The organism is Pseudomonas sp. ZL2 (genome assembly GCF_054788455.1).
The window spans coordinates 1-11,698 of record NZ_JBGOGX010000044.1 but is presented as its reverse complement, the minus strand read 5'-3'; the positions used below and the strand labels follow the sequence as shown (position 1 = coordinate 11,698).

11 protein-coding genes are annotated in these 11,698 nt (G+C 64.3%); 5 read left to right on the top strand and 6 right to left on the bottom strand.

The window, feature by feature from the left end; genetic code table 11:
- Positions 1-204: 204 nt before the first annotated feature.
- Both ABM562_RS21285 and ABM562_RS21280 read right to left on the bottom strand, forming a co-directional pair.
- A complete protein-coding gene (locus tag ABM562_RS21285; protein WP_460423255.1) occupies positions 205-828 on the bottom strand; it encodes a glutathione S-transferase family protein in 624 nt (207 codons plus the stop codon).
- Positions 829-831: 3 nt separating this feature from the next.
- Positions 832-1,623 carry a response regulator transcription factor gene (locus tag ABM562_RS21280; RefSeq protein WP_460423253.1) on the bottom strand — a complete coding sequence of 264 codons (792 nt, stop codon included), beginning with the start codon at positions 1,621-1,623 and terminating at the stop codon, positions 832-834.
- A 166-nt stretch (positions 1,624-1,789) separates the two neighbouring features.
- Between ABM562_RS21280 and ABM562_RS21275 the strand changes: the two genes are divergently transcribed.
- The 3 genes from ABM562_RS21275 to ABM562_RS21265 all read left to right on the top strand — a co-directional run bounded on the left by ABM562_RS21275 (position 1,790) and on the right by ABM562_RS21265 (position 5,237).
- Positions 1,790-2,908, top strand: coding sequence for a DmpA family aminopeptidase (locus ABM562_RS21275; RefSeq protein WP_460423251.1), 1,119 nt, complete (start codon positions 1,790-1,792; stop codon positions 2,906-2,908).
- An 86-nt stretch (positions 2,909-2,994) separates the two neighbouring features.
- A complete protein-coding gene (gene ppnN / locus ABM562_RS21270; RefSeq protein ID WP_115087267.1) occupies positions 2,995-4,368 on the top strand; it encodes a nucleotide 5'-monophosphate nucleosidase PpnN in 1,374 nt (457 codons plus the stop codon).
- A 182-nt stretch (positions 4,369-4,550) separates the two neighbouring features.
- Complete coding sequence (locus ABM562_RS21265; protein WP_115087268.1) at positions 4,551-5,237, top strand: TIGR04211 family SH3 domain-containing protein; 687 nt, start codon at positions 4,551-4,553, stop codon at positions 5,235-5,237.
- Between the two features lie 18 nt (positions 5,238-5,255).
- Here the strand turns inward: ABM562_RS21265 and ABM562_RS21260 are convergent, their stop codons facing one another.
- Positions 5,256-6,179: a DMT family transporter gene (locus ABM562_RS21260; protein WP_115087269.1), complete on the bottom strand. Its 924-nt coding sequence runs from the start codon at positions 6,177-6,179 to the stop codon at positions 5,256-5,258.
- A 96-nt stretch (positions 6,180-6,275) separates the two neighbouring features.
- On the opposite strand from ABM562_RS21260, the gene ABM562_RS21255 reads away from it, so the two are divergent.
- Together ABM562_RS21255 and ABM562_RS21250 are read left to right on the top strand one after the other, a co-directional pair.
- The gene (locus ABM562_RS21255) at positions 6,276-6,833 is read left to right on the top strand and encodes a helix-turn-helix domain-containing protein (protein ID WP_010221765.1); all 558 of its coding nucleotides are present in this window, start codon (positions 6,276-6,278) and stop codon (positions 6,831-6,833) included.
- Positions 6,834-6,846: 13 nt separating this feature from the next.
- Positions 6,847-7,368, top strand: coding sequence for a methylated-DNA--[protein]-cysteine S-methyltransferase (locus ABM562_RS21250; RefSeq protein ID WP_258579124.1), 522 nt, complete (start codon positions 6,847-6,849; stop codon positions 7,366-7,368).
- A 133-nt stretch (positions 7,369-7,501) separates the two neighbouring features.
- Here the strand turns inward: ABM562_RS21250 and ABM562_RS21245 are convergent, their stop codons facing one another.
- The 3 genes from ABM562_RS21245 to ABM562_RS21235 form a co-directional block, all read right to left on the bottom strand.
- A complete protein-coding gene (locus tag ABM562_RS21245) occupies positions 7,502-9,901 on the bottom strand; it encodes a TonB-dependent siderophore receptor (RefSeq protein ID WP_258579123.1) in 2,400 nt (799 codons plus the stop codon).
- Positions 9,902-9,998: 97 nt separating this feature from the next.
- On the bottom strand, positions 9,999-10,964 hold the full coding sequence (locus tag ABM562_RS21240) for a FecR domain-containing protein (protein ID WP_115087271.1): 966 nt from the start codon (positions 10,962-10,964) through the stop codon (positions 9,999-10,001).
- Positions 10,964-11,497: a sigma-70 family RNA polymerase sigma factor gene (locus tag ABM562_RS21235; RefSeq protein WP_460423247.1), complete on the bottom strand. Its 534-nt coding sequence runs from the start codon at positions 11,495-11,497 to the stop codon at positions 10,964-10,966. Before ABM562_RS21235 ends, ABM562_RS21240 begins: the two co-directional genes overlap by 1 nt.
- Positions 11,498-11,698 lie beyond the last annotated feature (201 nt).

The window sequence follows — 11,698 nt, the reverse complement described above, 5'->3', positions numbered from 1 at the left end:
ATACCCCTTGGCGAGAGCAAACAGCCTGATCAAGACAGTTGCTCCCACAGTGGATTTGTGTACGCCGGACCTGTGGGAGCTGGCTTGCCAGCGATGAAGCCGGTGCAGCCAGCACATCCAGCGTTGCCTGAATTGCGACCGCTGCGCGCTCGATCGCCGGCAAGTCCGGCTCCCACAGGCCCGACGCAGTGTTTAAGGTTGACCTCAAGGCAAACCGTTGCGCCCATGCAAGCGATAGCCTTTACGTTCGTTCAGGCGATCGTAGTAAGCCTCGACCGCCGGCAGCGCCGGACGCTCCAGCGGGGTCTGCAGCCAGCGGTTGACCGACAGGCCGATGGGAATGTCGGCCAGGGAGAAGTCCGCGCCACTCACATAGGCTCCGGTACGCTCCAGCTGACGCTCAAGGAGGGTCATGTTGCGCGCCCAGTTGCGACAACCCGCCGCCAGCGCTTCAGGGTCCTGGTGGGTCGGCGCCTTGCGCACCAGCGAGACAAAGGCATAGCTCCACGCGCCATTGAGGTCGGTAGCCTGCCAGTCCATCCATTGATCGACCCGCGCCCGCGCCTTCGGTTCGGCCGGGTACAGCTGCTGGCCGCCGTACTGCGAAACCAGGTAACGGATGATGCTGTTGGACTCCCACAGCACAAAATCGCCGTCCTGAATCACCGGCACCATGGCATTCGGATTCAACGCAAGGAACGCCTCCTCCGCGGTCGAGCGAAAGCCCGAGCCCCAGTCTTCGCGCGCGAACGGCAGCTGCAATTCGGCGCAGGTCCACAGCACCTTGCGCACGTTGATCGATGAAGCCTTGCCCAGTATCCGTAGCATCATTCACTCCTGATGGTGGTGTTGTCCCAGGTGTTGCAAGAACAGGCTGAACAGCTCCGATTGGGACGACACCCCAAGCTTGCTGTACAGGTTGCGGCGATGCACCTTGACCGTCTCCTGGGAGATGTCCAGGCGCTTGGCGATGGCCTTGCTGGAGTTGCCGCGCAGCACCAGGCGGGCCGTTTCCAGTTCGCGGGCCGACAGGGTGTCGCTGCCAAAATGCTCCAGGGCACGCTCGACCGGGGTCGAATGCTCGCTGACCTGCTGTGGATGCTGCTGTTGCCAGTGCTGGCGCATCAGGGCCAGCAGCCACGGCGTCAGCAGGGTCAGCTGGCCGATGGTCGCCGTCTGGTAACGCTGGTTGGCACCCAACGAAATGGCCAGGACCTTGCCCGGTTCGAGGTTGAGGATCAGCTGCAGCTCGTCCTCGCCGACCAGGGCGCGAAAGTAGTTGTTGAAGTAGTCGCTCTTGCGAAACTCGTCCGGCGCCACCTCTTCCATGCGGTACACGCCATCGGCCAGGCCGTCGCGCATGGCCTGGATAAACGGGTCGAGCAGGTACAGGCCGCCCAGGTACAGTGGCGCCGCCGCAGGCGCATCGCGAAAGCCACGGTCGAATTCCTCCAGCACCCGCGGCGCACCGTCGCGCTCCACCAGCAAGGCCAGGGCAGTGTCGCAAGGCACCAGTTGATCGAGCAGCACGATCAACTGGTGCCAGAACCTCGGCCTGCCCAACTGGTCGATGACCCGGGCCAGGGCGTGGTGATGGGCGGCGGCTTCGAATAGCAGGTTCACCGGTAACTCCTAGGGGGTAACGATTGGGGGGAATCGCCAGCGGCAGGTCGAGTTCCTAGACTCTGCACACCGGCACGCAGTATTGCCGTTGCCCGAGTACTTGTCATGCTGTGCGAGCAACGGCCATCGCGGGCCCTTCGAACCTTCCAACAGGAGCTGTGAATCAATGCGTGTACGTGATCTGGGCATTCGTATCGGCGTGGGCACCCCTGGCGCGTTCAACGCCATCACCGATGTGCCGGGCGTGCGTGTCGGCCATCACACCGTGCAGCGCGGCAGCGGCGACAACGCGGTCAACACCGGGGTCACGGTGATCGAGCCACGGGCCCGGGCCGCCAGCCTGCAGCCGTGCTTTGCCGGCGTGCACGTGCTCAACGGCAATGGCGATGCCACTGGCCTTGAGTGGATTCGCGAGGCCGGCTTGCTGACCACGCCGATTGCCTACACCAACACCCACAGCGTCGGTGTGGTCCGCGATGCGCTGGTGGCGGCCGAGCGCGAGATGGGCAAGGCGCGCACCTACTGGTGCATGCCCACGGTACTGGAAACCTACGACGGCGTGCTCAACGACATCTGGGGTCAGCATGTCACTGCCGAGCATGTCCACGCAGCGCTTGCCGCTGCGCAATCGGGGCCGGTGGCTGAAGGTTGCGTCGGCGGCGGCACCGGGATGATCTGCCACGAATTCAAGGGCGGTATCGGTAGCGCTTCGCGGGTACTGGACAGCGCGGCCGGCGGCTGGACCGTCGGCGTGCTGGTGCAGGCCAACTACGGTGTGCGCGGCGCCTTGCGGGTAGCCGGCTACCCGGTCGGCCAGGTGCTGGGTGCAGTGCATTCGCCCTTTAGCGCACCGCGCAACGTCGGCGAGCCGGGCATGGGTTCGATCGTCATCACCCTGGCCACCGACGCGCCGCTGCTGCCGCACCAGTGCACGCGCCTGGCGCAACGGGCCAGTGTCGGGCTGGCACGGGTCGGCGGCGGCACCGAAGACTCCAGTGGCGACATCTTCATCGCTTTCTCGACCGGCAACAGCCTGCCGGCGGCCAACTTTGGCCACCCGGGGCCGCCGACCAGCACGGTGCAGATGGTCAACAACGACCATATCTCGGCGCTGTTCAGCGCGGCGGCCGATGCCGTGGAGGAAGCCATCGTCAATGCCCTGCTGGCGGCCACCGACCTCGAAGCCCATGGCAGCAAGGTACTGGCACTCAAACCCGAGCAGTTGCTCGATGCCCTGCAGGCCGTCGGCTGGCGAGCCGCCCCAGGTGTTGCCGACAAGGCCTGACAGCGAAAGGCACTCGTTGCTGCGACAATTTGTCGGTATGGTGGTGTTCTGAAGATGGACGTTTACCCGCTCACAGGAAACCCAGAATGCCCCAACGTGAAGTTATCAATGCATCTGTCAGCCCAAAAGGCAGCCTGGAAACACTGTCTCAACGTGAAGTACAGCAACTGAGTGAAGCCGGTTCCGGCAGCCTGTACACCCTGTTCCGCCAGTGCGCGCTGGCAATCCTCAACACCGGCGCGCACGTCGACAACGCCAAGACCATCCTCGAAGCCTACAAAGACTTCGAGGTGCGCATTCACCAGCAGGACCGTGGCGTGCGCCTGGAACTGCTGAACGCACCGGCTGATGCCTTCGTCGATGGCGAAATGATCGCCAGCACCCGCGAAATGCTCTTCAGCGCCCTGCGCGATATCGTCTACACCGAAAGCGAACTGGCCAGCCAGCGCATTGACCTGGAAAGCTCCCAGGGCATCACCGACTACGTCTTCCACCTGCTGCGCAATGCCCGCACCCTGCGCCCGGGCGTCGAGCCAAAAATGGTGGTGTGCTGGGGCGGCCACTCGATCAGCACCGAGGAATACCAGTACACCAAGAAGGTCGGCCACGAGCTGGGCCTGCGCAAGCTGGACGTCTGCACCGGCTGCGGCCCGGGCGTGATGAAGGGCCCGATGAAGGGCGCGACCATCGCCCATGCCAAGCAGCGCATGAGCGGCAGCCGCTACCTGGGCCTGACCGAGCCTGGCATCATCGCCGCCGAAGCGCCCAACCCGATCGTCAACGAACTGGTGATCCTGCCGGACATCGAAAAACGCCTGGAAGCCTTCGTACGCGTCGGCCACGGTATCATCATCTTCCCCGGTGGCGCCGGTACCGCCGAAGAGTTCCTCTACCTGCTCGGCATCCTCATGCACCCGGACAACCGCGGCCTGCCGTTCCCGGTGATCCTCACCGGGCCGAAAAGCGCCGCGCCGTACCTGCAGCAGCTGCATGCGTTCGTGCGTGCCACCCTCGGCGAGAAGGCCCAGGAGCACTACCAGATCATCATCGACGACCCGGCCGAAGTGGCTCGGCAGATGGTTGACGGGCTCAAGGAGGTCAAGCAGTTCCGCCGCGAACGCAACGACGCCTTCCACTTCAACTGGCTGCTGAAGATCGAAGAAGGCTTCCAGCGCCCCTTCGACCCGACTCACGAAAACATGACCGGGCTCAAGCTCAGCCGCGAGCTGCCGCCGCACGAACTGGCCGCCAACCTGCGCCGGGCGTTTTCCGGGATTGTCGCCGGCAACGTCAAGGACAAGGGTATCCGCCTGATCGAAGAGAAAGGCCCGTACGAAATCAAGGGTGACAGCGCCGTGCTCGAACCCCTCGGCCACCTGCTGCAGGCGTTCGTCGACCAGCACCGGATGAAGCTGCCGGGCGGTGCCGAATACGTGCCCTGCTACCGCGTCGTGAGCTGATTCAAGCCCCTCCCCCGCTTGCGGGCACAGCCAGTGCCCGCAACATTTGCTGCTATTTTCCTACCCACTTCAGTGAACCTGCCTGCAGAAATATGGTCTTTCAGCTGGCGGCCTGCGCGCACGCCGACTCTTCACCGGCCCAGTCATCGGGCTTTTATTGTTTATTTCACGCGAAGACCATCATGCCTATCTCTCGTCCTGTTTCTGCGGCGCCCGCGCTGTTTTCCTCCTGCACCCCGGGCGCGCGCCGCCTGCTGAGCGGTAGCCTGATAGGCGCCCTGCTGGTCCTTGCCCACCCGCTGCACGCCGAAGAAACCGCGCCCAGCAGCGAACGCTGGGTCAGCGACAGCCTGACCACCTACGTGCGCAGCGGCCCCACCGATGGCCACCGCATTGTTGGCAACCTCAAGTCCGGGCAAAAGGTCACCTTGCTGACCACTCAGGGCAACTACAGCCAGGTGCGCGGCGAGTCCGGAGACACCGTGTGGATCACCAGCAGTGACCTGCAGGCCGTGCCCGGCCAGGCCGAACGCCTGCCGCAACTGACCGGGCAGGTGACCCAGCTCAGCGAGCAGTTGAAGACCATCGACGACAGCTGGAAAACCCGCGTACAAGGCATGCAGGAGACGCTTGATTCGCGCAAGGCGCTGATCGACGAGCTGGAAGCACGCAACAAGGCGCTGAATGCCGAGCTCGGCGATACCCAGTCGGAACTGCGCAGCACTCAGGCGCGTCTGGGTGACGAGAACAAGCAGGTGCTGATGCGCTATATGGTCTACGGCGGCGGCATCGCCGGTGCCGGCCTGCTCGCTGGCTTGATCCTGCCGGCCTTGAGCCGTGGGCGCAAACGCAACGATCGGTGGTTCTGAGGGATAGTCCTGGGACGCTCAGCGCCCCCTGTGGGAGCTGGCCTTGCCAGCGATCGGCCGCGTAGCGGTCGTGATCCGCAGCGTCCAGCCAAAGGTCATCCCCGCCGCCGCCAGCAAAATCAAGCCGGAACCGGCCAGTTGCAGCGCACTGAGCGGGTGCCCCAGGGCCAGCCAGTCGACCAGGATCGCCACCACCGGGTAGATGAACGACAAGGCGCCGACCAGGCTGGTGGGGATCTTCTGGATAGCGCTGTACAGCAGGGTCGACATCAGCCCGGTGTGGACGATGCCGATGGTGGCCAGCCAGGCCCAGGTAGCGGGCGCACGCGTCAACCCCGGCACCTGCGCAAAGGGCGCCAGCAGCCCTACACCGACCAGCATCTGGATCAGCACGATCAATTGCGGCGCCACACCGTGCAATCGCTTGGTGATAACGGCGGCAATCGCATAGAAAAACGCCGCACCCAGCGCCATTAGCACGCCCAGACGGTAATCACCGGCGACCGCATCAGCGCTCGATCCGGCCATGACGATCAGCAGCATTCCCGCGAACGCCGCCAGCAACCAGCCGGCTTTGCCAGCGGTCATCTTCTCGGCGAACAACAGCATGCCCAAGCCCACCAGCATAAACGGCTGGGTATGATAGACCACGGTGCTCACAGCGATCGAGGCATGCCCATAGGCGCTGAACAGCAACACCCAGTTCAGCACCAGCGCCACCCCGCCGACTGCCGCCGCCAATGCCTGGCGCCGGCTAATCCTCCCTCGCCGCAGCAAACCCAGCCCGGCACAGGCCAGCAGTAGTGCCAACGCACCGAACAGGCAGCGCCAGAACACCACGGCGGCCGCAGGCTGGTCTGCGGCCAGGACGAACCAGCCAACCGTGCCGGAGATCAGCATGGCGGCGGTCATCTCCAGGGTGCCGCGTGTTTTCAGGTGCATGGCGAGCTGACTCCTGTCATATCGAACAAAGGTCCGTTATGCTGAACAGATGAAAACCGTTCGTCAAGACGAACAATTGACCGGTATAGCGAACAAATGATCGAAGCACACTCCCCCATCCTCTTGCTGGCCAGCGCCATCCGCCGCGAGCGTGAGCGCCTGGGCCTGTCAGTGACCGAACTGGGCAAACGCGCAGGCCTGGCCAAGTCCACCCTGTCGCAGCTGGAGTCCGGGGTCGGCAACCCCAGCCTGGAAACCCTCTGGGCCCTGGCCGGCGCGCTGCAAGTGCCGGTCAGCCGGCTGATGGGCCAGCCGCGTCAGCATGTGCAGGTGATTCGCGCCAATGAAGGCGCCGCCAGCCACGCCGAGCAGGCCAATTACGCCGCCACCTTGCTCGCCGCCTGCCCGGCGGGGGCTCAGCGCGATATTTACCGGGTGCGGGTGCAGCCAGGTGAGCCACGGCTGTCAAAACCGCATCCACCGGGTACCCTTGAGCATGTGATCCTGTGCCACGGCCGCGCCCGAGTGGGGCCGGTCGAGCAGGCGGTGACACTGGCGGCCGGCGACTACATGAGCTATTCGGCCGATACCCCGCATCTGTTCGACGCGCTGGACGCCGACACCCTGGCCGTGATGCTGATCGAACACGCCTGAACGAGGAATGCTGATGAGCGAACTGCTGCTGCGCCGCCTGCACTTGCCGGCGCCGATCGGCCAGGTGCTGATCGTCAGCGACGGAGATCAGTTGTTGGCGCTGGAATTCGATGAGCCGGAAAAACGCCTGCTGCGGCTGCTGCGTACCCGCTTCGGCACAGGCGTGCAGTTGCGTGAAACCGCGGGGCTGGCGGGTCTCGCCGATACCGTGCAGGCCTACTGCACGGGGCAATTGCAGGCATTTGATGCAGTGCCCATTGATGCCGGCGGCACCCCGTTCCAGCAGCGCGTCTGGGCGGCGCTACGGGAAATCCCGGTGGGCAGCACCCGCACCTACGGGCAGATCGCCGCGCAGCTTGGCAACCCTGCAGCCGCGCGGGCAGTAGGCCTGGCCAATGCACTGAATCCGGTGAGCCTGGCCATCCCCTGCCATCGGCTGGTGGGCAGCAACGGCGCGCTGACCGGTTATGGCGGTGGGATTGAACGCAAGCGCTGGTTGCTGGAGCACGAACGTCGCAATTCAGACGACGGCTGATGTTGGCTGAACCGGCCTCATCGCTGGCAAGCCAGCTCCCACAGGTACGGCGTACACAGATTTGCTGTGGGAGCTGCAGGCGCCCTACTGACAGTATTTACATAGGGTTCAGGGGGCGTTTTTATTTAGCCAGTCAAAAATCCCAGCGGGTGGTCAACATCAAGTTGCGCGGGTCACCATAAGACATCGAATTATAAAAACCGATATTGGTGTAATAGCGTTTATCGAACAGGTTATTGGCATTCACAGTGGCCGAAAAGCTATCGGTGAACTGGTAGCGGGCCATCAGGTCCACCAGCCAGAACGGATCCTGGGCGAATTCCTCGTCGATGTCCTTGGGCTGATTGTGCAGCACCTGCCAGCCCTTGCCCTGCCAACGCGCACCACCGCCGACGGTCAGCCGCTCCAGTGCGCCCTTGAGCTTGTAGCTGGTGTAGAAGCTGACCTGGTCTTGCGGCTCCCAGGTCGAAACCTTCTGGCCATCGTCATCGCGAATCACCTTGTGGGTGTAACCGGCCTGCAACTGCCAGCCTGGCGTCAGCTCGCCCGAGACTTCGGCCTCGAAGCCCTTGGTCTTGGCTTTCACGCCCATCCAGGCGAAGGCCACGTCGGGGTTGGTCGGGTTGCCGTTGTACTGGTTGTCCTCGACCGTACGATTGCTCTCATGGATCTCGAAATAGGCAAGGCTGGCGTTGACCCGGCCGTCAAGGAATTCACCCTTCAGACCCAGTTCGTAGTTCTGCCCTTCGTCCGGGTCCAGCAGGCGGTTGGTACGGTCACGGAACCAGGCGTCCTGGGGCATGAAGATATCGGTGTAGCTGGCGTACAGCGAGTAGGTGTCGTTGAGGTCATAGACCGCGCCAACGTACGGTACCAGGCGGTCGTTTTCCTTGTTGTTGTCCTCGATCCCGTCGTAGCTGTAGTTGACCAGGCGCCCGCCGAGCAGCAGGGTCAGGTCGTCGGTCGGGTGCAGGCGTGCTGTGAGGTAGGTGCCGTTCTGGCGCACCTTGTCGTCGGTGCGCGCCGCCACCGGGCCCCAGTCGGGTTCGCCAATGTCGCCGTCCCAGTTGGGGAAGTCCGCGATGTTGTTGTTGGCATGGGTGACATTGCGGTAGTCGTTGCCCTTCCAGCGCGAGGCGGTGAAGGAGTTGCCGATCACCAGCTCATGCTCGCGGCCGAACAACTGGAACGGCCCGCTCGCATACAGGTCGAGGGAGTCGCTCACGGTCTCGCCGGTGTACTTCTGCGCATAGATGCCGGCGGTGCCGTCCTTGCGTGGCTGGTAGCCCTGGATCGAGCCGAGCGGCGCGTGGTAGCCGTTGATCTTGTGATCGAGCTGGGCCTTGGCCACCCAGCCGTTGTCCAGGTGATGCTCGAGGCTGGCGAACACGGTGCGGGTGTATTGCTCCCAACTGCTCCATTTCGCCGCGTTGTTGAAGTGGTGCGAAACATTGTTGGTGTCGCCATTGCCATCGTACAGCGGCACGGTGCCCGACCAGCTGGAGCCTTTGGGGTTGTTGTCCTGGTAGTCGGCGCCAACGGTCAGCAAGGTGTCAGGGTCGAGGTCGAACTCGAGGATGCCGTAGTAGACGCTGGTCTTGCGCTGGTAGTGATCAAGGAACGAGTGCTTGTCCTGATAGGCCGCCACCGCCCGGCCACGCACATTGGCGCTGTCGGTCAGCGGGCCGCTGACGTCCAGTTCGCTGCGGTAGTTGTCCCAGCTGCCGGCGCCAAGGGCGAAGTGGCCCTTGAACTCGGCGGTGGGCTTCTTGCGCACCAGGTTGATGGTGGCGCCCAGGGAGCCTGCGCCAGTCAGCAATCCGGTAGCGCCCTTGAGCACTTCGACGCGGTCGTAGATGGCCATGTCGCTGAGGCTGTTGCCGGCCGAGTAACCGACGTTGCGCGAGGTCGAGGGAATGCCGTCGTACTGGAAGTTGTTGATGGCAAAGCCGCGCGCGTAGTAGCTGTTGCGCTCGGTGTCATAGGCCGAGACGGTGATGCCCGGGGTGTGGCGCATCACGTCGTCGATGTTGTTGAGGCCGAAGTCATCCATGTGCTGGCGGGTCACCACGGTGATCGACTGCGGCGTCTCGCGCGGGGTCAGTACCAATCGTGTGGCGGTGGCAATGGTGCCGGGGGTGTAGGAGCGGCTCTCTTCGGTGATGGTACCCAACTGGTTGCTGGTGACCTCGGTGGCGCTGAGGTTGATCGCACCCGCCTCGCTCACTTCCCGTACCAGGCTGTAACGCCCGTCCGCTTCCTTGATCACCGCCAGGCCCTTGCTGGCGAGCAAGGCGCGCAGGCCCTCCTCGACCCCATACTGGCCATGCAGGCCTTCGCTGCGCTGGCCTTGGGTCAGCGCCGGGTCAAACGACAGCACCACTCCCGCCTCGGCGGCAAAACGGGTCAGCACCTGGCCAAGATCGTCCTGCCCCAGGTCGTAGCTGCGCGTGGCCGATTCGGCCTGGGCCATGCTCAAGGGCAACAACAGCGCGCAACAGCGCAGGGCGTGGTGAATCCGGCGGGTTCTCATTCGATGCGTTCTCTTCTGGTTGGCATTCAGGCAGTGGGCCTGCCTTCCATAAGTCGAACGACAAGACGAATTAATATCATTTGCATGAAAAATACTTTTACTGGCGTGCCTTTACCGTCACCCAATACGGCGTGCGCTGGCTGACCGTTACCGGTAGCGTGCTTTCCAGGGCGCGGAAGATCTGCGCCGGGTCGTCGAGCCTGAAGGTGCCGCTGATGCGCAGCCCCACCACTTCCGGCGCGCAGCGCAACCAGCCACGGCGGTAGCGCGCCAGCTCGGCGACAAACGCCCCCAGGTACTGCTCGTTGGCGATCAGCAGGCCTTTGCTCCAGGCGTCCAGGTTGGTTTCCAGCGGCGAACTGAGCACCAGCGCCGGGTTGGCAAAACGGCATTGCTCTCCGGCCTCCAGCAGCGCGCCGCCACCCTGCTCGCCCGGCAGCACCTGCACACGGCTTTCGAATACGGCCAGGCGCGTGGTGTTTTCGCCGGCCAGCACCGAGAAACGCGTGCCCAGCGCCTGCAGCGTGCCGTGACGGGTTTGTACCCGGAAGGGTCGATTGGCCGGGTCCTTGGCGGTAGTGATCAGCACCTCGCCGTCGCGCAGCACCAGCAGGCGCTGCTGAGGGTCGAAACGTACGTCCAGGGCGCTGGCGGTGTTGAGCTGGACCTGGCTGCCATCGTCCAGGGTCAGGCTCAGGCGTTCGCCGGTACGGGTGTGGTAGTCGGCGAACCAGGGGCCTTGGCGCGCCTGCTGATAGCCGCTCCAGCCCAGCCCACCGGCACCGGCCATCAGTACCAGCCCCTTGAGTACACCACGACGGCCCAGCGCCGGCTGCTGGCCGGCCAGTTCCAGGGTGCGCCCGGCCAGACGCGTGGGCATCTGCTGCAGGCGTTGCTGCACCCGTTCGACCTGCTGCCAGGCCCAGCGGTGCTGCTCGTCGGCCTGCATCCAGGCGTGCCAGGCGGCGTGTTCGGCGCTGCCGGCGCTTTCATCACCGAGGCGCGCACGCCAGGCGGCGGCCTGCTCGAGGGCGGCGAGCTGGCGCGAGTCCAGGGCGGCCATCAGTCGACCTCGTGTTGCAGGCTGTACAGCGTGCAATGGTGCAGGGCCTTGGCGATGTCGCGGTTGACCGTAACCACCGAGATGCCAAGGGTTTCGGCGATGGCCTTGTAGGTCATGCCGTCCAGTTGCGAAAGCAGAAAAGCCTTGCGCACCCGGGCGCCGAGGCCGGCAAGCATGCCGTCCAGCTCGCACAGGGTTTCCAGCAGGATGGCCCGGGACTCGGCGCAGATGTCCAGGGCTTCGGGCTGCTCGGCCAGCGCCTGCAGCCAGGCGCGCTCGAGCCGCGCGCGGCGAAAATGATCGATCATCAAGCGCCGGGCGATGGTCGCCAGGTAGCCCCGGGGTTCGCGCACGGCGCGCAGGCGGTCACTGGCATCGTCGGCGCTGAGCACGCGGACGAACACATCCTGCACCAGGTCGGCGGCCAGGTCCTGGCATTCCACCCGCGGGCGCAGCCAGCCGGTCAGCCAGCGGTGATGAGCCCGGTAGAGGTGGCTGACCTGCTGACGCAGGGCGGGGTTGGAATCGGTCATGGCGACTCGAAGAGCAAATGAGAATTTCTATCATTCTATGCGAATGATAGAAGGGCTTGGAAGAGCGCCGCACTAAAGCTGGCCCACCGGCCGCATCGCTGGCAAGCCAGCTCCCACAGGTCTTGCACAAACCCTGTGGGAGCGGGTCTGAACTGGCCTAATGATTTTGGACACCTTCGTCGGGCGCTATTATGGCGCCCA